Origin of the sequence: Streptomyces sp. NPDC051563 (genome assembly GCF_044454225.1) — a bacterium.
In the GTDB taxonomy this organism is placed as follows: Bacteria; Actinomycetota; Actinomycetes; order Streptomycetales; family Streptomycetaceae; genus Streptomyces.
This window is the reverse complement of record NZ_JBITDL010000016.1, coordinates 142829-168270: the sequence shown is the minus strand read 5'-3', so window position 1 is coordinate 168270 and position 25442 is coordinate 142829. Positions and strand designations below refer to the sequence as shown.

Genomic DNA, 25442 nt, shown 5'->3' with positions numbered 1-25442 from the left:
CATGGCAAGAGATGAGATCCGGCCATGACCGCTTCTGGAGGAACCTACAACTCCGGCTATCCCACCGAGCTGTACGCCACCACACCCCGCAGCAGCGCGTCCACCGCCTTGCGCGCGTTGCGGGCCACGGTGCTGCCCCCCGGGGAATCCGAGGACGGGGGCGCCGAGGAGGAGGGCGCCGCGGCGGCCACCTGCCCCAGCACGTCGATGACCTGCTTGCACCAGCGCACGAAGTCACCGGCCGGCATCTCCGCCTCGCGCAGCACCTCGTCCAGGCTCTTGTCCGAGGCCCACTGGTACACCGCCCACGCGAAGCCGAGGTCCGGCTCGCGCTGGCCCACGCCCTCCGCCTGGTTGATGCCGTGCTCCTCCTCCAGCGCGTCGAGGCGGCCCCAGATATGGACCATCTCGCCGAGCGCCGCCTTCGCCGCGCCGCCCGGCACCTTCGGCGCCACCGCGTCGTCGGACTGCCGTGCCTCGAAGACCAGCGCCGAGACGCAGGCGGCCAGTTCGGCCGGGCTCAGCCCCTCCCAGACACCGGCCCGCAGGCACTCCGACGCCAGCAGGTCGAGCTCTCCGTAGAGCCGCGCGAGGCGCCGCCCGTGCGGGGTCACCGCGTCCTCGCGCAGGTAGTCCAGATCCGTCAGCAGCGCGTGGATCCGGTCGAAGGTACGGGCGATGGTGTTCGTCCGGCCCTCGATGCGCTGCTCCAGCTGCCGCGTGTCCCGCTGCAGCCGGTGGTAGCGCTCCGCCCAGCGGGCGTGGTCCTCGCGCTCGTCGCAGCCGTGACACGGGTGCGCCCGCAGGGCGGTCCGCAGCCTGGTGATCTCCCGGTCGTCGGCCGCGGCCGCCCGGCCGCCCCGGTGCCGCTCCACCGTGATGTGCCCGGCCTTGGCGCGCAGCTGGGACGCCAGGTCCCGACGCGACTGCGGGGAACGGGCATTGAACGTCTTGGGGATCCGCATCCGCTCGATGGCCTCGACAGGAACCGGGAAGTCGATTCCGGCGAGCCGCTTGACCTGCCGCTCCACGGTCAGCACCAGCGGCCGCGGGCCCTCGGTGTACTCGTGCCCGCGGTGCCCGTTGGACCGCCCGGCCGGCACCCCCGGATCCAGCACCAGCGCCAGCCCGGCGAACTTGCCCGTCGGCACGTGGATGATGTCGCCCGGCTTGAGCTTCTCCAGCGAACCGGCCGCCTGCGCCCGACGCTGGGCGGCGCCCTGCTTGGCCAGGTCGTTCTCCCGGTCCTTGAGGTCGCGGCGCAGCCGCGCGTACTCCTCGAAGTTCCCGAGGTGGCAGGTCATGCCCTCCTTGTACCCCTCCAGGCCCTCCTCGTTGCGCTGCACCTGACGGGAGATCCCGACGACCGAGCGGTCGGCCTGGAACTGCGCGAAGGAGGTCTCCAGCAGCTCGCGCGAGCGGTGCCGCCCGAACTGCTGGACCAGGTTCACGGCCATGTTGTACGAGGGCTTGAAGCTGGAGCGCAGCGGATACGTACGGGTACCCGCGAGCCCGGCCAGGCCCGCCGGGTCCATGCCCCGCTGCCACAGCACCACCGCGTGGCCCTCGACGTCGATGCCGCGCCGCCCGGCCCGCCCCGTCAGCTGCGTGTACTCGCCGGGGGTGATGTCGGCGTGCTGCTCGCCGTTCCACTTGACGAGCTTCTCCAGGATGACCGTGCGCGCCGGCATGTTGATGCCCAGCGCCAGCGTCTCGGTGGCGAACACCGCCTTCACCAGGCCCCGTACGAACAGCTCCTCGACGACCTCCTTGAAGGTGGGCAGCATGCCCGCGTGGTGCGCGGCGATGCCCCGCTCCAGGCCTTCGAGCCATTCGTAGTAGCCCAGGACGTGCAGGTCCTCGGTGGGGATGGACGCGGTCCGCGCCTCGACGATCTCGCGCACCTTGAGCCGTGCGGTGTCGTCGTTGAGCCGCAGCCCCGCGTACAGGCACTGCTGGACGGCGGCCTCGCATCCGGCCCGGCTGAAGATGAAGTTGATGGCGGGCAGCAGCCCGTCGCCGTCCAGCCGGGCGATGACCTCGGGGCGCGACGGGGTCCAGATCCGGCCGCGCGAGCGCCGCTCGCGCTCGCGGTCGGCCTCGCGGACCATCTTTCCGCGCCGCCGGTCCTTCGGGCTGTACCGGCTGCTGTTCTCCTCGCGCGCCATCCGCAGCAGGTCGGGGTTGACCTCGCGGCGCGCGGAACCGCGGCCGCCGTGGTCGGACCCCTCCTCGAACAGGTCGTAGATCCGCCGGCCGGCCATGACGTGCTGCCACAGCGGTACGGGCCGCTCCTCGGAGACGATCACCTGGGTGTCGCCGCGCACGGTGTCGAGCCAGTCGCCGAACTCCTCGGCGTTGGAGACGGTGGCGGAGAGCGAGACCAGGGTCACCGACTCGGGGAGGTGGATGATCACTTCCTCCCAGACGGCTCCGCGGAACCGGTCGGAGAGGTAGTGCACCTCGTCCATCACCACGTAGCCCAGCCCGTTGAGCGCCTGCGAGCCCGCGTACAGCATGTTGCGGAGCACCTCGGTGGTCATGACGACCACCGGCGCATCGGAGTTGACGCTGTTGTCGCCCGTGAGTAGACCGACCTTGTCGGCGCCGTAGCGCTTGGCGAGGTCGGCGTACTTCTGGTTCGACAGGGCCTTGATGGGCGTGGTGTAGAAGCACTTGCGGCCCTGCTGGAGGGCCAGGTGCACGGCGAACTCGCCGACGATGGTCTTGCCCGAGCCGGTCGGGGCGGCGACGAGGACGCCCTTGCCGGCCTCCAGTGCCTTGCAGGCCTCGATCTGGTAGGGATCCAGGTCGAATTCGTACATCTCACGGAAGGGCGCCATGGCCGTGGCCTCTTCGGCGGCGCGGATCCGGGCAGCGGCGTACCGCTCGGCGGGAGAAAGTTCTTCGGTCATCTTGTCTTCGAGCCTACCCGCCGCCCCTGACAACAGTCGCGATCTTTTGCGCGGGCCCGGGCGCCCTACGCCAGGAGCCGCAGCGCCGCCGGGACGCACTGCGCACTCACCGGGAGCGGGCCCAGGGGCTCGCCGTCCGCGTAGGCCGTGATGCCGGCCGCCTCCAGGGTCACCTTCGCGGCCCGGTGGACGGTGACCTTCGGATGGCCGAGGTGGGTGCCCTTGTAGACCCGGGGGAAGACCTTCAGCAGGGTGGTGCGGCTGCAGTCGCCGACGACCGTGACGTCGAAGAGCCCGTCGTCGGGGACCGCGTCCGCGCATATCCGCATGCCGCCGCCGTACGAGGAGCCGTTGCCGACGGCCACCAGGGTCGCCTCGGTCTCCAGGACCGGGCCGCCGTCCAGGGTGATCCGGTACGGGAAGGGGCGGAAGGCGGCCAGCTCCAGGGCCATCGCCAGGTCGTACTTGAACCGGCCGGCCGGCAGCCGCATCCGGTTGCCCCGGTCGTTGACCCGCGAGTCGAAGCCGGAGCACAGCACGGTCCCGTACCAGGTCCCGCCGGCACCGTCCCCGGCCCCCGAACGGTCCCCGGCCCCGCTCACCCGCCCGAGGTCGATCTCCCGGACCCGGCCCTCCTTGAGCGCCTCGGCGGCCAGCCGGCCCGCCCGCGCGGGTTCCCGTACGGGCAGCCCCATCGCACGCGCGAAATCGTTCCCGGTGCCCACCGCCACCACACCGAGCGGCACGTCCGTGCCCGCGAGGGCCTGCAGCGCGAGGGAGACCAGCCCGTCCCCGCCGACCGCGATCACCGCACCGGTGCCCTCGCGCACCGCGGTCCGCAGCCGGGCCAGGGCGTCCGGCGCATCGGCCCCTACGACGCTGCGCACCGAGAAACCGGCTGCGCGAAGCGCGGAAGCGGCCGGCTGCGCGGCGTGCGCGGCACGGCCGCTTCCGGCGGTGGGATTGACGAAGAGGGTGATCTCGGCGCTCACCCGCGGGAATGTACCCGCCGGGGCGGTCCCGCGTCGATCAGGTGGCGTCGTCGTAGCCGTTGATCCGCTGGCGTCCGCCGTCGGCCTGCTCGGGCAGCGCGCCCGGAGCCGCCACGGGCTCGACCGCACCCACCGCCGCCGGGGTCAGGTCCACCTCGGAGGCCTCGTCGTCGTCCAGGCCCGCGTCGGGGTTGGCCCGTGCCCGCCGGCGGTCGTTGAGCCAGCAGACCAGCAGCGCGATGAAGTACAGGGCGACGATCGGCGCGGCCAGCGACAGCATCGTCAGCGGGTCACCGGTGGGCGTCGCGAACGCCGCGAAGATCGTGATGCCCAGCACCATCGCCCGCCACCAGCTCGCGAGCCGCTTCGCGGTCAGCACCCCGGTGACGTTGAGCAGGATCAGCAGCAGCGGCAGCTCGAAGGCCAGGCCGAAGACCACGATCATGCGCGTGATCAGGTCGAGGTAGTCGTCGACCGGCAGCAGGTTGCTCGCGTTCTCGGGGGTGAACTCCAGCAGGATCACCGCGGTCTGCGGCAGCACCTTGTACGCGAGGACCGCGCCGGCGCCGAACAGCGGCGCGCCGACCGCCACGAAGCCCACGGCGTACTTGCGCTCGTGATTGTGCAGCCCCGGGGCCACGAAGGCCCACAGCTGGTACAGCCACACCGGCGCGGAGAGCACCACACCGGCGGTGAGGGAGACCTTCAGGGCGATGGAGAACGGCGCGATGAGGCCGTTGACCGTCATGGCGGCGCAGGGCTTCCCGTTGCGCTGCGCGACCACGCCGTTGGCGCAGCCGACGGAGTCCAGGATCGGCTTCATCATGAAGTCGATGAGGTCCTTGTAGAAGAACGCGGCCACGATCGTGATCACGAGGATCCCAAGGACGGCCTTCAGCAGCCGGTTCCTCAGCTCACGCAGGTGCTCGACAAGCGGCATCCGCCCTTCGGCGTCCTTTGCCTTCTTGTCCAGCTTCTCCTGCTTGCGGGCAGACTTGAGCAACCCACGTCCCTTGTCTCGTTGCGGTTGACTGGTGCGAGCGCGACCGGCGAACCGGCCCCCGTCAGCCCTGCGTGGTGTGGTTGGGCTCGTTCACGGGGCGGGCGCTGGTCACGTCACCGGGCGAGGCCTGGATCGTGCGCGGAGCCGTGGTCTGCTGGGGCGCCGGGTCGGCGACGGAAGCGGCGGTGGCGGCGTCCTCCGCCTCCCCCTCCTTCTTCATCGCCTTCGCCTCGCTCTTGAGGATGCGGGCGGACTTGCCGAGCGAGCGGGCCATGTCGGGAAGCTTCTTGGCACCGAACAGCAGGAAGATCACGGCGACGATCAGGAGGATCTCGAGGGGCTTCAGGTTGCCGATCATGTGTGTCTTCCTTCTCACCGAAACGGCTGGTTGTGGTAGTCAAGACGGCTCAGACCGAGATCGGCAAGCCGCTGTGACATCGATCGTAACCCCCGGGGGTTAACGCGAGGCAATGCCCTGGGGTATCACCGCTTGCGTGGTCAGACAGTACGACGGTTGCCCGTCGATGGCTATGGCCGCACGGAGTGCCCGGCCCTGGCCAGGCCCGCGGCGGCCTGTTCCAGGTCGGCGGAGGCCTCCGCGATCCGGCGGCCCGCCTCCGAGACCTGCACGGAAAGCCTGCGCACCTCCACGAACACCCGCACCGCGAGCACGGCGAGGACGGCGAGCCCGAGGAAGCCCAGAGCGATTGCGAACATCGGCCACAACATGGGACGAGCCTAGGCCACCGCGCGCCTCACACACTGCGCAGGGTGCTCACGCCGCCACCCGTCAGCAGCTCCACGATGCGCTCCCCGGCCGGTTTGCGGACCGCAGCCCCGCACTCGGGACAGGTGAAGGAGTAGAACGTCGTACGACTGCTGCCGCCGATGGCCAGGCGCAGGGCGCCCGCGTCCAGCTCGAAGCGGGCCCGGCAGTCGGGACAGGACGCCTTGAACGCGACCGACATCGCGCGGATCTCCCCTCGGCCCCTCGGCCCCTCAGCCCCGTTCCCCGCCGGCGCCCGCACCGCCACCGGCGCCACCGGCCGCGGCGCCACCGGCCGCCCCGCCCTCGTACGCGGCGAGCGCCTCCCGGGCCGCCCGGCGGGCGCTGTCCGCCAGCTCCACCGGGGCCACGATCCGCCCCTCCCGGCCCAGCCGCAGCGCCAGCCGCCGCAGCGAGCCCGGGTCAGGGGTGCGCAAGGCGATCCGCAGACCCCCCTCGGGCAGCTCCTCCGCACTGTCGTGCGGGTAGTACTCGGCCACCCAGCGCCCGCCGGGACCGACCTCGATCACCACCTCCGGGTCCTCGGCGGCCGGCTGCACCAGCCCCTCGGACAGGTCGCGGGGCTCGATGGCCGGCGGATCGGCGCGCTCGTCGAGCAGCCGGATCTCCGCCACCCGGTCCAGCCGGAAGGTCCGCCGGGCCTCGGAGAGGTGGCACCACCCCTCCATGTACGTGTGCCCGACCGCGAACAGCCGGATCGGGTCGACCTTGCGCTCGGTCAGCTCGTCCCGCGCCGGCGAGTAGTAGCGCAGCCACAGCCGCCGCTGCTCGGCGATGGCCCGGTCCACGTCGGCGAAGACCCCGCCCTCGGACTCGAAGGTCACCGAGAGCCGGGAACTGGCCCCGGCGACCTCGCCCGCAGCCGCCTCCAGCTTGGCGGTGGCCCGCAGCAGCGCCTGCCGGTCCCCCTCGCGCAGCCCCGGCAGCGTGGCCACCGCCCGCGCGGCCACCAGCAGCGCCGTCGCCTCGTCTGCGGCCAGCCGCAGCGGCTCCGCGGTGGACTCCCCCGAGGCATCGGGGTTGCGCCACCAGATGCGCTCCCCGTCGGTGTCGATGTCGAGCAGGTCGCCGCCCCGGAAACTGGTCCCGCACATGGGCAGCACGTCGAGGTCCGAGATCAGCTCGTCCTCGGTGATCCCGAAGGCCCGGGCCACGTCCGCGACGTGCGCACCCGGGCGCTCGCGCAGGTACGTCACCAGGGACAGCATCCGGCGCGTCTGGTCGATGGCGTTGGCAGCCATGCTGGTACGTCTCCCCCTCAGGGCGTTGCTCAATGATCTTGCCCGGTCCACCCGCTGCTCCCGCGCCGCTGCGCGCAGCTCGGGTCAGCCCTTGGCCACGGCCCGCAGCCGGTCCACCACGTCCGCCCGCAGGTCGGCCGGCTCCAGCACCACGACATCGGGGCCGAACTCCACCAGCCACGCGTCCAGCCCGTGCCCGTACGGGATCTCCAGCTCGTCCCAGCCCGCCCCGCCGGCCCCCTCGCGCACCGCCGTCGCCCGGGACCGCAGCGGATAGCCCGCCCCCGCCCGCAGCCGGATCAGCGCGGAACGCTCCGCGCTCTCCCCGGCCCAGCTCGCCACGGTCTCCCGCACCGTCACCACGTCCGGGACCTCGGCGGTGTACTTGGCCGCCCGCGAGCGCACCTTGCCCGTGATCCGGGAGAGCCGGAACACCCGCTCCGCCCCGCGGTCGCGGTCGAAGCCCGCCAGGTACCAGTGGCCGCGCCAGCACTCCAGCGCCCACGGCTCCACCTGCCGGGACTCCGGCCGGGCCGCGGTGGACTTGCGGTAGTCGAAGACCACCGGACGGCGGTCGCGGCAGGCCAGCATCAGCGGCTCGAAGGCCGCCTCGTGCACCGGGATCCGCGGCTCGATGGCACTGTGCTGGCCCTCGTACGGGTCCGAGGCCTCCGGCATGCCGCCGGCGCGCAGCTTCTGCAGGGCCCCACTGGCCGCCCCGGCGAGCCGCGCCTGCTGCCACACCTTGGCGGCGAGCCCCAGGGCCGCGGCCTCCTCGGCGTCCAGCGCCACGGGCGGCAGCCGGTTGGAATCACGCCGGGCCAGATAGCCGGTGTCGCCCTCCAGGTTCTCGACGGTCTCGATGACCAGCCCGAGCTCCCGCAGATCGTCCTTGTCCCGCTCGAACATGCGGTTGAAGGACTCGTCGTTCCCGGCTTCCATGTAGGCCTCGATGGAACCGCGCAGTTCCCGCTTGCTGAGCGGCCGGCGCGTCCCCAGCAGACACAGCGCCAGATTCATCAGCCGCTCGGCCTTGGCAATCGCCATCGACGCCCATCCGCCCTTCCAGACCTTCGAGTCGTGTCCCCGGTACACCCTCGTGACCGCTGACCGTACCGCCCCGCCGGTCCTGGGCAAAAGCGAGGGCCCCCGCCCGGAAGGCAGGGGCCCCACACGCTTCACGGCGGACCGATCAGGCACCCATCAGGTCGCACACGAAGATCAGCGTCTCGCCCGGCTTGATGGCAGCGCCCGCGCCACGGTCGCCGTAGGCGAGGTGGGCCGGGATGACCAGCTTGCGGCGGCCGCCGACCTTCATGCCCTGGATGCCCGTGTCCCAGCCGGAGATGACCTGGCCGATGCCGAGCTGGAACTGCAGCGGCGCGCCGCGGCCCCAGGAAGCGTCGAACTCCTCACCGGTCGAGTAGGCCACGCCCACGTAGTGGACGGAGACCCGGGAACCGGCCTTGGCCTCGGCGCCCTCGCCCTCCCAGAGGTCCTCGATCACGAGGTCCGCCGGGACCGGGAAATCAGGGAAGTCGATCTCGGGCTTCTCGAGCTTGTCGCTCACGGAACTGCTCCTCAAAAACTTACGAACAGGGGGTACAACCCGGACAGTCTTACACCACTGCCAGGATGTCGAGGCTGAAGACCAGCGTCGAGTTGGCCGGGATGGTGCCCTGCTCCTTGTCGGCGAAACCCTGGTCCGGCGGGATGACCAGCAGGATGCGGCTGCCGACCTTCTTGCCGACGATCCCGTCCTTCAGACCCTTGACCGAGAGCTCCGTCAGCGGCCACGTCACCGAGGTGTCGGTGGCGTACGTGCTTTCGAAGGTCTTGTCGTCCTTCCACGTCTTGCCGTGGAACTTGACCACCACGCTGTCGGTGTCCTTCACGACGGCGCCGTCGCCGCTCTCCAGCACGTAGTTCGACACGAGCTTCGTCGGCGCCGCGCCGTCCTTCGGGACGGTCACGGAGACCTCCTTGCCGTCCGTGTTCGTACCCACCTTCGGCAGGGCGGCGTCCGTCTGCGGGACCTCCTTGCCCGTGGCCGAAACCGGCACGCTGGTGGCCTTGACGATGTCCACGACGAAGACCAGCGTGGCGTTCGCCTTGATCTTGTCGCCCGAGCCCTGCGCGCCGTAACCGAGGTCCGGCGGAATCACCAGCTCCAGGCGGCTGCCGACCTTCTTGCCCTCGAGGCCCTGGTCCCAGCCCTTGATGACCTGGCCCGCGCCGATGGTCACGTCGAACGGCTTGCCCTTGCCGAAGCTCTGGTCGAACGGCTCCTTGCCGTCCCAGACCTGGCCGAGGTAGTTGACCTGGGCGATGTCGCCCTTCTTCAGCGCCGGGCCATCGCCCTCGCTGACGGTCACCACCTTCAGTTCCTTCGGCGGGGTGCCCGCACCCTTCGCAAGGGTGGGGGTCTCACCGAACTTGGCGCCCTTGGTGATCGCGGGCGCCCCGTTCTTCATCTCGGCGGAGTCGGAGCCGCTGTCGCCACACGCCGCTGTCGACAGCAGCAGAAGGGGTACGACAAGCAGGCCGGCAAGTCGGCGCACGTGTTCCTCAGATCTCAGACGGCACATAGGTCGTCGCCACTCTAAGGCGTGGACAGGGCCCCGTACGAGATCCGTACGAGGCCCTGGCCAAGATCAGTGCGATGTCACACGGCGCCAAGCGTCGCGCTACATCCCCGCGATCAGCTTCTCCACCCGGTCGTCCACCGACCGGAACGGGTCCTTGCACAGCACCGTGCGCTGCGCCTGGTCGTTCAGCTTCAGATGCACCCAGTCGACCGTGAAGTCCCGCCGCTGCTCCTGCGCACGACGGATGAAATCACCCCGCAGCCGCGCCCTCGTCGTCTGCGGAGGCACCGACTTGCCCTCGAAGATCTTGAGGTCGTTGCAGATCCGCGCCGCCTGCCCCTTGCGCTCCAGCAGGTAGTACAGACCGCGCCTGCGGTGGATGTCGTGATAGGCGAGGTCTATCTGAGCCACCCGCGGATTCGACATCGTCATGTTGTGCTTCGCCCGGTACCGCTCGATCAGCTGGTACTTCATCACCCAGTCGATCTCGGTCCCGATCCGGTCCAGGTCCTGCGCGTCGATCGCGTCCAGCGTCCGGCCCCACAGCTCCAGCACCTGGTCCACGACACCCTCACGGATGCCCCGGCGCTCCGCGAAGTCCACCGCCTTGTCGTAGTACTCCCGCTGGATCTCCAGCGCGGAGGCCTCCCGCCCGCTCGCGAGCCGCACCTTGCGCTGCCCCGTGATGTCGTGACTGACCTCCCGGATCGCCCGGATCGGGTTCTCCAGCGTCAGGTCCCGCATCACCGTGCCCGCCTCGATCATGCGCAGCACCAGATCGGTCGCCCCGACCTTCAGCAGCATGGTCGTCTCGGACATGTTCGAGTCGCCCACGATCACGTGCAGGCGCCGGTAACGCTCCGCATCCGCGTGCGGCTCGTCGCGCGTGTTGATGATCGGGCGCGAACGCGTCGTGGCCGAACTGACACCCTCCCAGATGTGCTCGGCCCGCTGGCTCACGCAGTAGACCGCACCCCGCGGCGTCTGCAGCACCTTGCCCGCACCGCAGATCAGCTGCCGCGTGACGAGGAACGGGATCAGAATGTCCGCCAGCCGGGAGAATTCCCCGTGCCGGGCCACCAGGTAGTTCTCGTGGCAGCCGTACGAGTTTCCCGCCGAGTCGGTGTTGTTCTTGAACAGATAGACGTCGCCCGCGATTCCCTCCTCGTGCAGGCGGCGTTCGGCGTCGACGAGCAGTCCTTCGAGAATGCGCTCGCCGGCCTTGTCGTGGGTGACCAGTTCGATCAGGTTGTCGCATTCGGGAGTTGCATACTCCGGATGCGAACCCACGTCGAGGTAGAGGCGGGCGCCGTTCCGCAGGAAGACATTGCTACTGCGGCCCCATGACACAACACGGCGGAAGAGGTAGCGCGCCACTTCGTCAGGAGACAGTCGGCGCTGTCCCCTGAACGTGCACGTGACGCCGTACTCGTTCTCCAGCCCGAAAATGCGGCGGTCCATGACTGAACATTACGCCTTCTGCTCTGTTCTGAAACCGAGTTCGCAGCCGCCGTTTCGATCATTTTCCCGAGCAGCCACCCCCGCGCACACCCGCCACGCCGCCGCCGCACGCCCCCCACGGGCCCACCGGCCGCCTAAGACCCCGTCACCGAGGCCCCGGCAGAGCCCTCCAACGGCCCCGCCGGACCCGCGGCCGACGCCTCGGCCGAACCGGACTCCGGACCCGCAGCAGGACCGGACTCCGCACCGGCCGCCCGCGCCGGCACGGAACCCGCCACCGCACGGCTCGCACCCGGACGCGCCAGCACCCGCTGAGTCACCGTCAGCACCAGCAGCGCCGCCGCCCCCGCCACGCTCGCCACCGCGAACCCCGCCGCCGTACCCCCCGCCTCCACCGAAGGACCCGCCGCCGCCGTACCGATCGCCGCACCCACCCCGAAGAACGTCACCAGCCACGAGAACGCCTCCGTCACCGTGCCCGCCGGAGCATGCCGGTCCACCACGATGAACGCACACGCCAGAGCCGGAGCCAGGAACACCCCCGCCAGCGCCGCGAACCCCGTCATCGCCACCACACCCGGCACCAGCATCAACGGCAGATAACACACCGCCAGCAACGCCACCAGCAACCGCAGCCGCCGCTCCGGCGCACCCGCCCACTGCCGCGCCCCGTACAGCACACCACCGAACAGCGCACCCAGCCCCAGCGCCGCCATCAGCCAGCCGTACACCGCCTGACCACCGTGCTCGTCCGCGTACGCCACACCCGCCACCGTGATCGACCCCAGCGCCGTCCCCACGAAGAAGAACGCCCCCAGCAACGCCAGCAGACCCGGCGACCGCAGCGCCCCCAGCCAGTGCGCCTCCCGCGGCTCCGAACGCCACGTGCGCGAAGGCTCCGACACCACCACCGACAGCGCCCCCAGCACCCCGATCCCGTTCAGCACCAGCAGCGCCACCGCCGGATCCCACAGCGCCACGCACAGGGTCACCAGCAGCGGCCCCACCGTGAACATGACCTCCTGGGCCACCGCGTCCATCGCGTACGCCGCATGGACCCGCTCCTCCTTGCCGCCCAGCACGCTCGGCCACAGCGCCCGCAGCCCGCCCTCCAGCGGCGGCGTGAACAGCCCCGCGACCACCACCGCCGCGTACGCCACCACCACCGAACCGGTCCCGGCCAGCGCCAGCCACACCATGCCCAGCGCCGACACCACCGCAGCCGGCAACTGCACCCGCGGCTGCCCGAACAGGTCCACCGCCCGCCCCAGCAGCGGCTGCCCCACCGCGTTCGACACCCCGTACGCGGCCGCGAGCGCACCCGCCAGGCTGTAGCTGCCGCCCTCCGCCCGGGTGAACAGCACGATCGCGATCGGCCCCGTCCCGTTCGGCAGCCGGCCTATGAGCGTGCCCACCAGCAGCCTCGCGGCATGCCGGGTCCTGAGCAGCTCCGCGTAACCCGCGGCCATGTCCGCCCCCTTCTGCCCGGACCCAGCCCGGGGAGTAACCCAAGTAATACGTATAACGTGACCGGTCATACGTACCATGACCACAGTCGGACGGTCCACCCACCCGACACCCACACCCCCCGCGACCTCGCACTACAGGAGCACCGTGTGACGAGACCCACCAGCCGCGACGTGGCCACCGCCGCCGGAGTCTCCCAGGCCACCGTCTCCCTCGTCCTCGGCGACAAATGGCGCGGCCGCGTCTCCGAACGCACCGCCGGCCTGGTCCGCGAAGCCGCCACCACCCTCGGCTACCGCCCCAACCTCGCCGCCCGCAACCTCCGCCTCGGCTCCACCCGCACCGCCCTCCTCGTCGTCCCCGCCCTCACCAACGAATTCTTCGCCCGCGTCTACACCGGCGCCGCCCGCATCGCCGCCGAACACGGCTTCGGCGTCGTCCTCTACCCCTCCCCCGACGGCACCGGCCCCGCCCGCGACCCCTTCGCCTCCGCCCGCGCCGCCCTCGACGGAGTCATCGCCTCCTCCATGGCCGCCGACGCCCTCCACGCCCTCGGCGGCGACGCACTCCCCCTCGTCATGCTCGACAGCGACCCCACCGCCGACACCGCCCACGCCCACGTCAACCTCGCCATCGCCGACGGCATGCGCCAAACCGCCGAACACCTCCTCCACCACGGCCACCACCGCTTCCTCCACCTCGCCTCCGCCATCGACTCCTGGACCTTCGACATCCGCGCCAACGCCCTGGCCGCCCTCCTCCCGCCCCCCGCCGAGCTGCGCACCGTACGGGCCCACCTCAGCGTGGAAGCCGCCCGTACGGCCATGGAGACGGCCCTGGACACCCCCGCGGACCGCCGCCCCACCGCCGTCGTCTGCGACGACGACATCCTCGCCGCCGGCGCCTGCAAAGCCGCCCGCCGCCTCGGCCTGCGCATCCCCGAGGACCTCTCCGTCACCGGCTTCGACGACCTCGCCCTCGCCACCGCCGTCGAACCGGAACTCACCACCGTCCACCTCCCCGCCGAACGCGTCGGCGAACAGGGCATGACCGCCCTCCTCGCCGTCCTCGAAGGCACCCCCTGGACCCCCGTCGACATCCCGGTCCACCTCGTCGTCCGCGACTCCACGGGACCCGCCCCGACGCGCTGAACCCCCGGAAACGCGAAAGCGCCCCCGACCCGAAGGCCAGGGGCGCCCACCCATCACGTCCTGCGACTACTCGGCTTCCTCTTCGGGAGCCTCGTCGTTCGACACGGCATCCGCCTGGGCGGCCGCCGGAACATCCGCCTCCAGCAGCCGCGACAGCTGCCGCCCACGGATCCGCTTGAACTTGCGCTGCTGGGCCCGCGTACGGTCCAGCACCGCCACCTCCAGCCGCTCCGCCGGAATCGACTTGTCCGTACCGTTCGCCTGGCTCGACAGCGCCTGCACCGCCAGCTTCAGCGCCTCGGACAGGGTCATCCCGTCCTGGTGCCGCTGATCGAGATAGGTACTGATCTGCTCGGCATTGCCACCGACCGCCACGGACCCGTGCTCGTCCACGATCGACCCGTCGTGCGGCAGCCGGTAGATCTGGTCGCCCGCGGCGGTCGCACCGACCTCCGCCACCACCAGCTCCACCTCGTACGGCTTCTCGCCCGCACTGGAGAAGATCGTGCCGAGCGTCTGCGCGTAGACGTTGGCCAGCCCACGGGCCGTCACATCGTCACGGTCGTAGGTGTATCCGCGCAGATCGGCATACCGCACACCGCCGATGCGCAGGTTCTCGTACTCGTTGTACTTGCCGGCGGCCGCGAAGCCGATCCGGTCGTAGATCTCGCTGAACTTGTGCAGCGCGCGGGACGGGTTCTCACCGACGAACACGATGCCGTCGGCGTACTGGATCACAACAAGGCTCCGACCGCGGGCGATGCCCTTGCGGGCGTATTCCGCCCGGTCGGCCATGGCCTGCTGGGGTGACACGTAGAACGGAGTCGACACCGGCTTTCCGTCCCTTTCTTCTGGACGACGAGGAAGTCAGAGCGGGCTGGTCAGAGCAGGGCGGCGCGCGGACCGTCGGGCTGCTCCAGCCGCCGGTTCGTGATCTTGCGGGCCAGCTCCGAGGACTCCTCGTCGGTCAGCCTGCGGAATCCCTCGTCGGTCATGACGGTGACGATGGGGTAGATGTGGCGGTAGAGGTCCGGGCCGCCGGTCGCCGAGTCGTCGTCGGCGGCGTCGTACAACGCCTGGACGACGAGCGTCGTGGCCTCCTCCTCCGTCAGCTTGGAGTGGTACAGCTTCTTCATCGAGCCGCGGGCGAAGATCGAACCCGAACCGGTGGCGGCGTAGCCGTGCTCCTCGGAGCGGCCGCCGGTCACGTCGTAGGAGAAGATCCGCCCCTTCTCCTTGGCCTCGTCGTACCCCGCGAAGAGCGGCACGACGGCCAGACCCTGCATGGCCATCCCCAGATTGCTCCGGATCATGGTCGACAGCCGGTTCGCCTTGCCTTCGAGACTGAGGGTCGCCCCCTCCACCTTCTCGAAGTGCTCCAGCTCCAGCTGGAACAGCTTCACCATCTCCACGGCCAGACCGGCGGTGCCGGCGATGCCGACGGCGGAGTACTCGTCCGCCGGGAACACCTTCTCGATGTCCCGCTGCGCGATCATGTTCCCCATAGTCGCCCTGCGGTCACCCGCGAGGACCACCCCGCCGGGGAAGGTGGCGGCCACGATGGTCGTCCCGTGCGGCGCCTCGAGGACCCCGTCGGGCAGCTTCCGGTTGCCCGGGAGCATCTCGGGCTGGTGCGCGCCCAAGAAGTCCATGAAGGACGACGACCCCGGCGTCAGGAAGGCTGCCGGCAGACGCCCTGTGCTTCGAATGTTGGGTTCCACAGGTTTCCTTCCAGATATGAGACGAGCCTACGAGCTGCGTCGGGATCGTCTCCCAACTTGCCGATGGCCGTGTTGCAGTTGAAGCAAAGTACGCCTCGGACCTTACCCGTGGTGTGGCAGTGATCCACATGCACGGCCGCGCACTTTTTACAGATCAGGCAGAGGCCACCCTGCGCCGCGATCATCTCGTCCCGGTCGGCCTCGGTCATGCCGTAGGAGCGCTTCAGGTGGTCTACCCGGCTCTGGATCGCCCGACAGGCCTTGCAGCGCGTCGACAACCCGTCCGAAGCCGTTTTGTTCCGGTCCCATTCCGCGTGCGGCTTGGTTTCCTTGCACCGCCGGCAGTATTTGTGCCCCGCCGGCACCGTGATGCGGGGACGGACGTTCTTCCCCCTGGCTATCTGCCGCTGCTGGTGATACTCGGCTGCGCACGGCCTGCAATAAGATTGCAGGCCGTCACGCATGGCCCGATTAGAAGCGAAAGCATCGAGCGGCTTGACTAGGTCACACCGCGCACACCGCTTCCCACCCTCCAACACGCACCCTCCCCGCGAGCTTCACCTTCGATTCGAAGGCGAAATCACTCGCCACCCTTCTGAACGAAGGAGCGCACGAAATCCTCGGCATTTTCCTCGAGCACATCATCGATTTCATCGAGTACGGAGTCGACGTCGTCCGAGAGCTTTTCCTGTCGCTCCTTGAGGTCGGTCGATTCTTCGACCGCTGCCTCCTCGACCTCCTCGGTCGAGCGCTGCGCCTTCTGCTGTCCGCCGCCGGTGTCCTTGGTCGCCATGTGTAGCTCACCCCGCTCGGTTCGCACGCTCACGTGAAAGACCCCGCGAATTCGGGATCCCTCAAGATCAGACTCTACGTCGGACCCTACAAGGAGGGCCCGACATCCGTCCCGGTACTTTCATAACGTCCGGGTGTGTTCATGATTCCCGGGCCGGGGGCCTTTCAGCCCCCGCTCCGGGTACCGGAAAGGCCTCAGCGCCCCGAGAGCACCCGGACCAGGTCCTCCGCCGTGCGACAGCGGTCCAGGAGCTCCTTCACGTGGGCACGGGTGCCCCGCAGGGGTTCCAGGGTCGGGACCCGCTGGAGGGAGTCGTGGCCCGGGAGATCGAAGATCACCGAGTCCCACGAAGCCGCCGCCACGTCGTCCGCGTACTGCTCCAGGCACCGCCCCCGGAAGTACGCCCGGGTGTCCTCCGGCGGCTTGCTCTGCGCCCGTTCCACCGCCGTCTCGTCCAGCAGCCGCTTCATCTTGCCGCGGGCCACCAGGCGGTTGTACAGCCCCTTCTCGGGCCGTACGTCCGCGTACTGGAGGTCCACCAGGTGGAGCCGGGCCGCGTCCCAGCCGAGGCCGTCGCGGCGCCGGTAGCCCTCGAGGATCTCCCGCTTCGCGATCCAGTCGAGCTCTCCCGACAGGCTCATCGGGTCGGTTTCCAGCCGGCCCAGTACGTCCTCCCAGCGGGCCAGCACATCCTTGGTCTGCTCGTCCGCGTCGGAGCCGAAACGCTCCTCCACGTACTTCCTGGCCAGCTCGTAGTACTCCATCTGGAGCTGTACGGCGGTCAGCGTCCGCCCGCTGCGCAGCGTGATCAGGTGCTGCAGGTCGGGGTCGTGGGAGACCTGGTGGAGGGTGCGTACGGGCTGGTCCACGGCGAGGTCGACGTTGATGTAGCCGTCTTCGATCATGGAGAGGACGAGGGCGGTGGTGCCGAGCTTGAGGTAGGTGGAGATCTCGGAGAGGTTGGCGTCTCCGATGATCACGTGGAGGCGGCGGTACTTCTCCGCGTCCGAGTGCGGTTCGTCCCTGGTGTTGATGATGGGGCGCTTGAGGGTGGTCTCCAGGCCGACCTCGACTTCGAAGTAGTCGGCGCGCTGGCTGATCTGGAAGCCGTGCTCGCGGCCGTCCTGGCCGATGCCGACGCGGCCGGCGCCGGTGAAGACGAGGCGGGAGACGAAGAAGGGGGTGAGGTGGCGCACGATGTCCGAGAAGGGGGTTTCCCGCTTCATCAGGTAGTTCTCGTGCGTGCCGTAGGAGGCGCCCTTGTTGTCGGTGTTGTTCTTGTAGAGGTGGATCGGCTGGGCCCCGGGGAGCTGGGCGGCCCTGACGGCCGCTTCGGCCATGATGCGCTCGCCGGCCTTGTCCCAGAGGACGGCGTCGAGCGGGTTGGTGATCTCCGGGGAGCTGTACTCGGGGTGTGCGTGGTCCACGTAGAGGCGTGCGCCGTTGGTGAGGATGACGTTGGCGAGGCCGATGTCCTCGTCGGTGAGCTGGCTGTTGTCGGCGGCCTCGCGGGCGAGGTCGAAGCCGCGGGCGTCCCGCAGCGGGTTCTCTTCCTCGAAGTCCCAGCGGGCGCGTCGCGCCCGGTGCATCGCCGCCGCGTAGGCGTTGACGATCTGGGACGAGGTGAGCATGGCATTGGCGTTCGGGTGCCCCGGGACGGAGATCCCGTACTCCGTCTCGATCCCCATTACTCGCCGTACGGTCATGCGGCCCTCCTTGCCCGGCGGCGCTCCCGTTCGGGAGCGGCGCTCAAGTACCGCTGGTGCTCCGGTGCGTCGTGTGCGGTGCCCGTCCCCGCACTGCGCGACCTGCGGTATGGAAGAGCCTAGAACCACTCCGCGCTGGTGGGGAGATCATTTCAGTCATTGACTTTGCCCTGTCACCGGCTGAAAAGAGCGTTTGGTAAAGCAGTCGGCTGCGGGTGCCCTTGCCGGGCGCCCGCAGCCGGCCCGCTTTGTCAGAGGTACTGACCGGTGTTGGCCACCGTGTCGATGGAGCGTCCGGTGTCCGCGCCTTGCTTTCCGGTGACGAGGGTGCGGATGAATACGATTCGCTCGCCCTTCTTTCCGGAGATTCGGGCCCAGTCGTCGGGGTTGGTGGTGTTGGGCAGGTCTTCGTTCTCCTTGAACTCGTCCACGCAAGCCTGGAGGAGATGGGCGACGCGAAGGCCCTTCTGGTTGTGCTCGAGGAAGGCCTTGATGGCCATCTTCTTCGCACGGTCCACGATGTTCTGGATCATCGCGCCCGAGTTGAAGTCCTTGAAGTAGAGGACTTCCTTGTCGCCGTTGGCGTACGTGACCTCGAGGAAGCGGTTCTCCTCGGTTTCGGCGTACATCTGCTCGACGACGGTCTGGATCATGCTGTGGACGGTTTCGGCCGTGGAGCCCTGGTGCTCGCCGAGGTCGTCGGTGTGCAGGGGCAGGGTGGCCTTGAGGTACTTCGCGAAGATGTCCTTGGCGGCCTCGGCGCCGGGGCGCTCGATCTTGATCTTCACGTCGAGCCGGCCGGGGCGCAGGATGGCCGGGTCGATCATGTCCTCGCGGTTGGAGGCGCCGATGACGATGACGTTCTCCAGGCCTTCCACGCCGTCGATCTCGGCGAGCAGCTGGGGGACGATGGTGTTCTCCACGTCCGAGCTGACTCCGGATCCGCGGGTGCGGAAGAGGGATTCCATCTCGTCGAAGAAGACGATGACGGGGGTGCCCTCGCTCGCCTTCTCCCTCGCACGCTGGAAGACGAGGCGGATGTGCCGCTCGGTCTCGCCGACGTACTTGTTGAGGAGTTCGGGGCCCTTGATGTTCAGGAAGTAGGACTTCCCGGTGGGCTGGCCGGTGACTTCGGCGACCTTCTTGGCAAGGGAGTTGGCCACGGCCTTGGCGATGAGCGTCTTGCCGCAGCCGGGAGGGCCGTAGAGCAGGATGCCCTTCGGGGGGCGCAGTTCGTGTTCCTTGAAGAGGTCGGGGTAGAGGTAGGGGAGCTCGACGGCGTCGCGGATCAGTTCGATCTGGTCGCCCAGGCCGCCGATCTTGTCGTAGTCGATGTCCGGGACCTCTTCGAGGACGAGGTCTTCGACCTCGCTCTTGGGGACGATCTCGTAGACGTAGCCGGAGCGGGGTTCGAGCAGCAGGGAGTCGCCGGGGCGGATGGTGACGTCCAGGAGCGGCTCGGCGAGCCTCACCACCCTTTCCTCGTCGGTGTGCCCGACCACCAGGGCGCGCTCGCCGTCCTCGAGGATTTCCTTGAGGGTGACGATGTCCCCGGCCCGTTCGAACTCCATGGCCTCGACCACGTTGAGGGCTTCGTTGAGCATGACCTCCTGGCCGCGCCGGAGGTCTTCCGGTTCGACGCTGGGGCTCACGTTCACGCGGAGCTTTCGGCCGCCGGTGAAGATGTCGACGGTTCCGTCTTCGTTCGACTGCAGGAAGACTCCGAAGCCGGCCGGCGGCTGTGCGAGCCGGTCGACTTCTTCTTTGAGGGCCACGATCTGGTCGCGGGCCTCGCGCAGGGTGTTCGCCAGCCGCTCGTTCTGTGCGGAGACGCCTGCCAGGTTTGTCTGGAGCTCGACGATCCGCTCTTCGAGAATTCTCGTGTGTCGCGGAGAGTCGGCGAGCTTACGTCGCAGGACGGCGATTTCCTGCTCGAGATAGGCAACCTGGCCGGCGGGGTCCTCAGACCCTCGCGCGGGCCGGATGCCGCGGTTGATGTCGTCGTCGTGGGCTGCCACGGTCCTCACCTCCTCCAAGGGGAGCTGGACGCTTTCTGACCCTACCTGGGCTGGTGGTGATTGAAACCCCTAGATCACAAAGACGGTAGGGGTGTGTCCGATCTTCACCCTTGCGTACTCCCTCACGCCAAGGAAATACCCACCCATCGAACTCGGGAAGCGGCCGGTTGTAAGGTCGAACTGTTCAACACCCGTCAGAGCTCGTGCGACTTGCCGCGCGTTGTGACCGGGATGGATCACTCAGAGCAGGGAACGGCAGGAGATATGACCGTGCAGCAGGACTCGGCCACCGGGCAGGACGCGGGTGCCTCGGGCGTGGCCGGAGAGCCGCTCGAGGTCTGGATCGACCAGGATCTCTGCACTGGCGACGGCATCTGTGTGCAGTACGCACCTGAGGTGTTCGAGCTGGACATCGATGGTCTGGCGTACGTGAAGAGCCCTGCGGACGAGTTGCTCGTGGAGGCGGGGGCGACCACTCCGGTTCCGCTGGTGCTGCTCCAGGACGTGGTGGATTCCGCGAAGGAATGTCCCGGGGACTGCATCCATGTAAGGCGGGTTTCGGACAGGGTCGAGGTTTTCGGTCCGGACGCGGAGTGACGGTTCAAACACCTGTGGGGGTCGAGTCCGTAAGCTCCTGGCGGAATTTTCCGCCGGTCCAGCGCCACTTGGCGAGCTGCTTGGTGTCGGGGCTGTAGCGGGGCACTTCGGGCGAGGAGTACCCGAGGAGGCTCGCGGTGACGAGTCCGTCGCGGATGGTGAGATCGGTCGCGGTCTGCTTGCGGCCGGCTTCGAGGAGCGTGGCGACGACGCGGGGGTGTCCGCTCTTGGCCGGGTCCTGGGTGAGGACGTAGAGGGCGTGCGGCGGGGTGCCCGAGCCGGCGTCGCAGCGGACGGCCGCGACGGTTTCGGGGCGGCCGTCGCCGTCGAGGTCGCCTTCGGCGGTGGCCGTGACGGCTTGTGGGGCGCCCTTGCAGTCCAGGGGGTAGGTGACGGCGTGCGCGTCGGGAGCGGCCACGGTGGCGGCCTGTTGGCCCTGGTCGGGGCTGGCGTGACCCGTGGGGCGTTCCGGGTCCGCGGAGGCTCCGGTGGCCGGGTCGGGCTGCAGGAGTCCGGCGCCGGCTATGACGGCGGCGAGGGCCGTGGCGGTGGCCAGCCAGTGGACGGGCCGGGCCCGGTGGTGCGCCGGGGCGGGGGTGCTCGGCGCCGGCTCGGCGGGGCTGTGCGGCACGCGGGGTGTCTCCTGTGCGAAGGGTGACGGGGAGCCAGCATCGTGCCACACCTCACATCGGGGTGGAACGGGTGGGTCCGGACCGGTCGGGCCGCTCGCGCGGGAGCTGCCCGTAGGGCAACGAAAAGACGCCGTGCCGCAGTTCCCGGATGGTGCGGGGGAACTGCGGCACGGCGTCTTCGTGTTGTCGGTGCGGGTCGCCCTGCCGGGTGGCCGGGCGGTCCTGGGGCCGCGGGGCCCTTTGGCAGCTGAGCGGCTCAGGCCGTTTCGGCGCTGTCGGCGGTGGTCTCGGCCGGGGCCGTGGCGGCCGTCTCCGCGGTCTTGGCGGCCGACTGTCCCCCAGGGCCGTCGTAGTCCTCGCCGTAGGCGCCCTTGGAGGGGCGGCGGCGGCGCATGGGCGGCTCGACGCCGTCCGCGAGCCGGCGGGCGGTGACGAGGAAGCCGGTGTGGCCGATCATGCGGTGGTCCGGGCGGACGGCCAGGCCCTCGACGTGCCAGTTGCGGATCATCGATTCCCAGGGCTGCGGTTCGGCGTAGCAGCCGAACTCGCGGATGGATTCGACGGTCCGGGAGAGCTGGGTGGTGGTGGCCACGTAGCAGCAGAGGATGCCGCCGGGGACCAGCGCCTTGGAGACGGCCTCCAGGCACTCCCAGGGGGCGAGCATGTCGAGGATCACGCGGTCGACGTCCGTGTCGGACAGGTTGTCCTGGAGGTCGCCCACGGTCAGCTGCCACGCGGGGTGCGGGCCGCCGAAGTAGCGCTCGACGTTGGCCGTGGCGATCTCGGCGAAGTCGGGGCGGCGCTCGTAGCTGTGGAGCATGCCCTGGTCGCCGATGGCGCGCAGCAGGAAGCTGCTCAGGGAGCCGGAGCCGACGCCTGCTTCGACGACGCGGGCGCCGGGGAAGATGTCGGCGAAGGCCAGGATCTGGCCTGCGTCTTTGGGGTAGACCACGGCGGCACCGCGGGGCATGGACAGGACATAGTCGGGGAGCAGGGGACGCAGCGCGAGGTAGGCGACGTTGCCCGTGGTACGGACAACGCTTCCCTCGGGGGAGCCGATCAGCTCGTCGTGCGGGAAGGAACCCTTGTGGGTGTGGAAATTCTTCCCGGCTTCGAGCGTGAACGTGTAGTGGCGGCCCTTGGGGTCGGTGAGCTGTACCTGGTCCCCGACCTCGAAGGGCCCGCGTCGGCGGGCGGCACCGGTCGGTTCGGACATGTGACCAGTGTATTGGCTTCAGGACTGGGGCCGCGCCATGGCCTTCACGAAGGCCTCTTCCACGTCGAGGGTGGACAGGACGCCGTAGATGGCGCCGTCGTTCTGGAGGACGAGGTATTCGGTGGCGGGGGTGGTGCGGAGGTGGTCGAGGAGTTCTTCGCCGGTGAGGTCCGCTGAAACCTTCATGCCGTCGGTGAGGTCCTGGGCGAGGGTGCCGGCGGCGACCCAGGGGCGGCGGTGTTCGGGGACGGAGGCGATGGCGCTCTCGCGGACGATGCCGGTGGGGTCTCCGAGGCCGTCGACGATGACGAGGGCGCGGGCGCCGGCTTCGTTGGCGCGGCGGAGGGCTTCGGAGAGGGGGGTGGCGTTCTCGACGGGGATGGCGCGGCGGGTGAGTTTGCGGGCGTGGAGTTCCGGGAGGTGTTCGCGCAGGCGGGCGACGCGGAGGCTGTTGCCGGCGCCGGTCCAGATGATGCCGGCGAGGATCGCGGCGAGGAGGGCGTCCATGACGGTGTCCATGCCGCCGATGCCGTCGGTGGGGTTGCCGAGGGTCCCGGTGGAGTTCAGGAGGGGCAGGCCGAGGAGGACGGCGACGGCGAGGGCGCGGCCGGCCCAGGCGGCGGCGATGGTGCCGGTCATGGGTTTGCCGGTGATGCCCCAGATGACGGCGCGGAGCATGCGGCCGCCGTCGAGGGGGAGGCCGGGGAGGAGGTTGAAGGCGGCGACGAGGAGGTTGGAGATCATGAGGCCGGCGAGGAGGACGCCGGGGACGCTGGCGGGTTCGACGGTTTTCATGCCGAGGTAGAAGGCGCCGGCGAGGAGGAGGGAGAGGAGGGGGCCGACGAAGGCGAGGACGAATTCGCGGCCGGGGGTTTCGGATTCCTTTTCGATCTCGGAGACGCCGCCGAAGAACTGGAGCTGGATGCGGCGTACGGGGAGTTTGAAGCGGAGGGCGGCGATGGTGTGGGCGAGTTCGTGGACGAGGACCGAGGCGTAGAAGGCCACGGCGAAGAAGAGGGCCACGAGGTAGCGCAGGGTGCCGAGGTCGGGGAGGATCCGGTCGAGCTGGTCGCCGAAGACCCAGGTGATGAGGGCGGCGACGAGGAACCAGCTGGGCGAGACGTAGACGGGTACGCCGAAGGGGCGGCCCATGAGGAGTCCGCCGCCCGGTCCTGAGCGGCGGCCCGCGCGCTCGCCGGTTTCGTCGGTGTCTGCCACGGTTGTCCTTCGTTCGCTGCTGTCCGGTGCGGTGGTGCGCCGGTGTTTCCGTTGTCTTTTACCCGTGGTGCCGGGGTGCACTGTTGCGCGGTGTGATGCTCCGATCATGCAGTGCGAGGGGGGTCGGCGTCGATGGTATGCGCGTGCTGTCGGTGGCGGGTCGTAGGGTTTTGTCCATGACGACGAGCCCCGGCAGCGGTCCGGACGATGCAGTGACCAGTTCCGTGCCCGCTTCGGGGTCCGGTTCGGTGCCCGTGCCCGCGCAGGGGGTGGCGGTGGCGCCTTCTTCGCTGTCGCCTTCGCGGGCGAGTGATTTCATGCGGTGTCCGCTGCTGTACCGGTTCCGGGTGATCGACAAGCTGCCGGAGAAGCCGAGTGCGGCGGCGACGCGGGGGACGTTGGTGCACGCGGTGCTGGAGCGGCTCTTCGATCATCCGGCGCCGGAGCGGACGGCTCCGCGGGCGAAGGAGTTGATTCCGGGGCAGTGGGACCGGCTGGTGGAGTCGAAGCCGGAGTTGCTGGAGCTGTTCCCGGAGGGTGATGAGGGGGCGGGTCTGTCGCGCTGGCTGACGGAGGCCGAGGCGTTGGTGGACCGGTGGTTCACGTTGGAGGACCCGACGCGGCTGGAGCCGGTGGAGCGGGAGTTCTTCGTGGAGACGGAGCTGGATTCGGGGCTGCGGCTGCGCGGGATCATCGACCGGGTGGACGTGGCGCCGACGGGTGAGGTGCGGATCGTCGATTACAAGACGGGGAAGGCGCCGCGGCCGGAGTACGCCGAGGGTGCGCTGTTCCAGATGAAGTTCTACGCGCTGGTGGTGTGGCGGTTGAAGCGGGTGGTGCCGCGGCGGCTTCAGCTGGTGTATCTGGGCAGTGGGGACGTGGTGACGTACGACCCGGTGATCGAGGATCTGGAGCGGATGGAGCGCAAGCTGCTGGCGCTGTGGGACGCGATCCGGGAGGCGACGGAGACGGGTGACTGGCGGCCGCGGCAGTCGAAGCTGTGCGGCTGGTGTGATCATCAGGCGGTGTGTCCGGAGTTCGGTGGTACTCCCCCGGTCTATCCGCTGGCGCTGCCGTCGGCCGGGCGGGGCGAGTCCTGATCTTGGCGGCAGGGCAGAATGGGCGGGGTTCCCCGTTGCCGTCCGAATGAATCCGATGGAGATGAAGCGGTGGACCCGCTGAACTCGCCGAGCCCGATGAAGACGAGGTGGACCCCGTGGCGATCCGCGTACTGCTGGTCGACGATCAGCCGCTGCTGCGTACCGGTTTCCGGATGATCCTGGAGGCCGAGCAGGACTTGGCGGTGGTCGGCGAGGCCGGGGACGGTCTGCAGGCGTTGGACCAGGTGCGGGCGTTGCAGCCCGACGTGGTGCTGATGGACATCCGGATGCCGCGGATGGACGGGGTGGAGGCGACGCGGCAGATCACGGGTCCGGGGCGGGACGGTCCGGCGAAGGTGCTGGTGCTGACGACGTTCGATCTGGACGAGTACGTGGTGGAGGCGCTCAGGGCGGGGGCCAGCGGGTTCTTGCTGAAGGATGCGCCGGCGGCGGAGCTGGTGCAGGCGATCCGGGTGGTGGCGGGCGGCGAGGCGATGCTGGCGCCGAGCATCACGCGGCGGTTGCTGGACAAGTACGCGGGGCATCTGCCGTCGGGTGAGGACAGCGTTCCGGACATGATCGCTTCGCTGACGGAGCGCGAGGTCGAGGTGTTGAAGCTGGTGGCGCGCGGTCTGTCGAATGCGGAGATCGCGGCGGATCTGTTCGTGAGCGAGACGACGGTGAAGACGCATGTGGGTCATGTGCTGACGAAGCTGGGTCTGCGTGACCGGGTGCAGGCGGCGGTGTACGCGTACGAGAGCGGTCTGGTGCGTCCGGGGGCCGGTCAGTAGGTCGCGGGTCTCTGGGGGGCGTCCGGGGGTCGCTGGTACGGGTAC

25 protein-coding genes are annotated in these 25442 nt (G+C 69.6%); 4 read left to right on the top strand and 21 right to left on the bottom strand.

Annotation, left to right across the window (positions count from 1 at the left end; translation table 11 throughout):
- Positions 1 to 56: 56 nt before the first annotated feature.
- The 12 genes from ACIA8F_RS20700 to ACIA8F_RS20645 form a co-directional block, all read right to left on the bottom strand.
- Positions 57 to 2915, bottom strand: a complete 2859-nt coding sequence (locus ACIA8F_RS20700) for a DEAD/DEAH box helicase (protein WP_399380611.1) — start codon at positions 2913 to 2915, stop codon at positions 57 to 59.
- A gap of 65 nt (positions 2916 to 2980) precedes the next feature.
- Complete coding sequence (locus ACIA8F_RS20695; RefSeq protein ID WP_399380609.1) at positions 2981 to 3907, bottom strand: diacylglycerol kinase; 927 nt, start codon at positions 3905 to 3907, stop codon at positions 2981 to 2983.
- Between the two features lie 37 nt (positions 3908 to 3944).
- A complete protein-coding gene (gene tatC, locus ACIA8F_RS20690) occupies positions 3945 to 4910 on the bottom strand; it encodes a twin-arginine translocase subunit TatC (RefSeq protein WP_399380607.1) in 966 nt (321 codons plus the stop codon).
- A 61-nt stretch (positions 4911 to 4971) separates the two neighbouring features.
- Positions 4972 to 5268 (bottom strand): Sec-independent protein translocase subunit TatA, encoded by a 297-nt coding sequence (gene tatA / locus ACIA8F_RS20685; RefSeq protein ID WP_399380606.1) that lies wholly within the window; start codon positions 5266 to 5268, stop codon positions 4972 to 4974.
- A gap of 170 nt (positions 5269 to 5438) precedes the next feature.
- Positions 5439 to 5639: a hypothetical protein gene (locus tag ACIA8F_RS20680; RefSeq protein WP_399380604.1), complete on the bottom strand. Its 201-nt coding sequence runs from the start codon at positions 5637 to 5639 to the stop codon at positions 5439 to 5441.
- Between the two features lie 26 nt (positions 5640 to 5665).
- Positions 5666 to 5887: a hypothetical protein gene (locus ACIA8F_RS20675; protein WP_399380699.1), complete on the bottom strand. Its 222-nt coding sequence runs from the start codon at positions 5885 to 5887 to the stop codon at positions 5666 to 5668.
- Between the two features lie 22 nt (positions 5888 to 5909).
- Positions 5910 to 6938 carry a helix-turn-helix transcriptional regulator gene (locus ACIA8F_RS20670; protein WP_399380603.1) on the bottom strand — a complete coding sequence of 343 codons (1029 nt, stop codon included), beginning with the start codon at positions 6936 to 6938 and terminating at the stop codon, positions 5910 to 5912.
- A gap of 84 nt (positions 6939 to 7022) precedes the next feature.
- On the bottom strand, positions 7023 to 7985 hold the full coding sequence (locus ACIA8F_RS20665) for a helix-turn-helix transcriptional regulator (protein ID WP_399380601.1): 963 nt from the start codon (positions 7983 to 7985) through the stop codon (positions 7023 to 7025).
- A gap of 145 nt (positions 7986 to 8130) precedes the next feature.
- A complete protein-coding gene (locus ACIA8F_RS20660; RefSeq protein ID WP_399380600.1) occupies positions 8131 to 8508 on the bottom strand; it encodes an FKBP-type peptidyl-prolyl cis-trans isomerase in 378 nt (125 codons plus the stop codon).
- A 49-nt stretch (positions 8509 to 8557) separates the two neighbouring features.
- The gene (locus ACIA8F_RS20655; RefSeq protein ID WP_399380598.1) at positions 8558 to 9499 is read right to left on the bottom strand and encodes an FKBP-type peptidyl-prolyl cis-trans isomerase; all 942 of its coding nucleotides are present in this window, start codon (positions 9497 to 9499) and stop codon (positions 8558 to 8560) included.
- A 126-nt stretch (positions 9500 to 9625) separates the two neighbouring features.
- On the bottom strand, positions 9626 to 10987 hold the full coding sequence (pafA, locus tag ACIA8F_RS20650; protein WP_383944999.1) for a Pup--protein ligase: 1362 nt from the start codon (positions 10985 to 10987) through the stop codon (positions 9626 to 9628).
- Between the two features lie 134 nt (positions 10988 to 11121).
- Positions 11122 to 12456 (bottom strand): MFS transporter, encoded by a 1335-nt coding sequence (locus ACIA8F_RS20645; RefSeq protein ID WP_399380596.1) that lies wholly within the window; start codon positions 12454 to 12456, stop codon positions 11122 to 11124.
- 147 nt (positions 12457 to 12603) lie between these two features.
- Between ACIA8F_RS20645 and ACIA8F_RS20640 the strand changes: the two genes are divergently transcribed.
- Positions 12604 to 13605, top strand: coding sequence for a LacI family DNA-binding transcriptional regulator (locus ACIA8F_RS20640; protein WP_399380595.1), 1002 nt, complete (start codon positions 12604 to 12606; stop codon positions 13603 to 13605).
- Between the two features lie 66 nt (positions 13606 to 13671).
- Here ACIA8F_RS20640 and prcA read toward each other — a convergent pair whose 3' ends face one another.
- The 6 genes from prcA to arc form a co-directional block, all read right to left on the bottom strand.
- Complete coding sequence (prcA, locus tag ACIA8F_RS20635; protein WP_254384775.1) at positions 13672 to 14436, bottom strand: proteasome subunit alpha; 765 nt, start codon at positions 14434 to 14436, stop codon at positions 13672 to 13674.
- Positions 14437 to 14486: 50 nt separating this feature from the next.
- On the bottom strand, positions 14487 to 15326 hold the full coding sequence (gene prcB, locus ACIA8F_RS20630; RefSeq protein WP_399380593.1) for a proteasome subunit beta: 840 nt from the start codon (positions 15324 to 15326) through the stop codon (positions 14487 to 14489).
- Positions 15278 to 15790 (bottom strand): endonuclease VII domain-containing protein, encoded by a 513-nt coding sequence (locus tag ACIA8F_RS20625; protein WP_399380591.1) that lies wholly within the window; start codon positions 15788 to 15790, stop codon positions 15278 to 15280. Before ACIA8F_RS20625 ends, prcB begins: the two co-directional genes overlap by 49 nt.
- Before the next feature lie 116 nt (positions 15791 to 15906).
- Positions 15907 to 16119: a ubiquitin-like protein Pup gene (locus ACIA8F_RS20620; RefSeq protein ID WP_030294332.1), complete on the bottom strand. Its 213-nt coding sequence runs from the start codon at positions 16117 to 16119 to the stop codon at positions 15907 to 15909.
- A gap of 194 nt (positions 16120 to 16313) precedes the next feature.
- Complete coding sequence (gene dop, locus ACIA8F_RS20615) at positions 16314 to 17825, bottom strand: depupylase/deamidase Dop (RefSeq protein ID WP_266876650.1); 1512 nt, start codon at positions 17823 to 17825, stop codon at positions 16314 to 16316.
- A 251-nt stretch (positions 17826 to 18076) separates the two neighbouring features.
- The gene (gene arc, locus ACIA8F_RS20610; protein ID WP_399380589.1) at positions 18077 to 19843 is read right to left on the bottom strand and encodes a proteasome ATPase; all 1767 of its coding nucleotides are present in this window, start codon (positions 19841 to 19843) and stop codon (positions 18077 to 18079) included.
- Positions 19844 to 20107: 264 nt separating this feature from the next.
- Here arc and ACIA8F_RS20605 point away from each other — a divergent pair, with 264 nt between their 5' ends.
- Positions 20108 to 20440, top strand: coding sequence for a ferredoxin (locus tag ACIA8F_RS20605; RefSeq protein WP_399380588.1), 333 nt, complete (start codon positions 20108 to 20110; stop codon positions 20438 to 20440).
- A gap of 4 nt (positions 20441 to 20444) precedes the next feature.
- Here ACIA8F_RS20605 and ACIA8F_RS20600 read toward each other — a convergent pair whose 3' ends face one another.
- From ACIA8F_RS20600 to ACIA8F_RS20590, 3 genes are all read right to left on the bottom strand, one after another.
- Positions 20445 to 21071: a hypothetical protein gene (locus ACIA8F_RS20600; RefSeq protein WP_399380586.1), complete on the bottom strand. Its 627-nt coding sequence runs from the start codon at positions 21069 to 21071 to the stop codon at positions 20445 to 20447.
- Positions 21072 to 21328: 257 nt separating this feature from the next.
- Positions 21329 to 22288 (bottom strand): tRNA (adenine-N1)-methyltransferase, encoded by a 960-nt coding sequence (locus ACIA8F_RS20595; protein ID WP_399380584.1) that lies wholly within the window; start codon positions 22286 to 22288, stop codon positions 21329 to 21331.
- An 18-nt stretch (positions 22289 to 22306) separates the two neighbouring features.
- The gene (locus ACIA8F_RS20590) at positions 22307 to 23614 is read right to left on the bottom strand and encodes a site-2 protease family protein (protein WP_399380582.1); all 1308 of its coding nucleotides are present in this window, start codon (positions 23612 to 23614) and stop codon (positions 22307 to 22309) included.
- Between the two features lie 68 nt (positions 23615 to 23682).
- Here ACIA8F_RS20590 and ACIA8F_RS20585 point away from each other — a divergent pair, with 68 nt between their 5' ends.
- Together ACIA8F_RS20585 and ACIA8F_RS20580 are read left to right on the top strand one after the other, a co-directional pair.
- Complete coding sequence (locus ACIA8F_RS20585) at positions 23683 to 24606, top strand: RecB family exonuclease (RefSeq protein WP_399380581.1); 924 nt, start codon at positions 23683 to 23685, stop codon at positions 24604 to 24606.
- A gap of 116 nt (positions 24607 to 24722) precedes the next feature.
- Entirely contained in the window at positions 24723 to 25397 is a 675-nt protein-coding gene (locus ACIA8F_RS20580; protein ID WP_254384765.1) for a response regulator transcription factor, read from the top strand.
- Positions 25398 to 25442: the final 45 nt, after the last annotated feature.

What these genes read in the sequence shown, in the direction of transcription:
- ACIA8F_RS20700 (WP_399380611.1), bottom strand. Translation starts at nt 2,915, where the DNA reads ATGACCGAAGAACTTTCTCCCGCCGAGCGGTACGCCGCTGCCCGGATC.
- tatA (WP_399380606.1), bottom strand. Translation starts at nt 5,268, where the DNA reads ATGATCGGCAACCTGAAGCCCCTCGAGATCCTCCTGATCGTCGCCGTG.
- ACIA8F_RS20680 (WP_399380604.1), bottom strand. Translation starts at nt 5,639, where the DNA reads ATGTTGTGGCCGATGTTCGCAATCGCTCTGGGCTTCCTCGGGCTCGCC.
- ACIA8F_RS20670 (WP_399380603.1), bottom strand. Translation starts at nt 6,938, where the DNA reads ATGGCTGCCAACGCCATCGACCAGACGCGCCGGATGCTGTCCCTGGTG.
- ACIA8F_RS20665 (WP_399380601.1), bottom strand. Translation starts at nt 7,985, where the DNA reads ATGGCGATTGCCAAGGCCGAGCGGCTGATGAATCTGGCGCTGTGTCTG.
- pafA (WP_383944999.1), bottom strand. Translation starts at nt 10,987, where the DNA reads ATGGACCGCCGCATTTTCGGGCTGGAGAACGAGTACGGCGTCACGTGC.
- ACIA8F_RS20645 (WP_399380596.1), bottom strand. Translation starts at nt 12,456, where the DNA reads ATGGCCGCGGGTTACGCGGAGCTGCTCAGGACCCGGCATGCCGCGAGG.
- ACIA8F_RS20625 (WP_399380591.1), bottom strand. Translation starts at nt 15,790, where the DNA reads ATGCGTGACGGCCTGCAATCTTATTGCAGGCCGTGCGCAGCCGAGTAT.
- ACIA8F_RS20620 (WP_030294332.1), bottom strand. Translation starts at nt 16,119, where the DNA reads ATGGCGACCAAGGACACCGGCGGCGGACAGCAGAAGGCGCAGCGCTCG.
- dop (WP_266876650.1), bottom strand. Translation starts at nt 17,825, where the DNA reads ATGACCGTACGGCGAGTAATGGGGATCGAGACGGAGTACGGGATCTCC.
- ACIA8F_RS20605 (WP_399380588.1), top strand. Translation starts at nt 20,108, where the DNA reads ATGACCGTGCAGCAGGACTCGGCCACCGGGCAGGACGCGGGTGCCTCG.
- ACIA8F_RS20595 (WP_399380584.1), bottom strand. Translation starts at nt 22,288, where the DNA reads ATGTCCGAACCGACCGGTGCCGCCCGCCGACGCGGGCCCTTCGAGGTC.
- ACIA8F_RS20590 (WP_399380582.1), bottom strand. Translation starts at nt 23,614, where the DNA reads ATGATCGGAGCATCACACCGCGCAACAGTGCACCCCGGCACCACGGGT.
- ACIA8F_RS20585 (WP_399380581.1), top strand. Translation starts at nt 23,683, where the DNA reads ATGACGACGAGCCCCGGCAGCGGTCCGGACGATGCAGTGACCAGTTCC.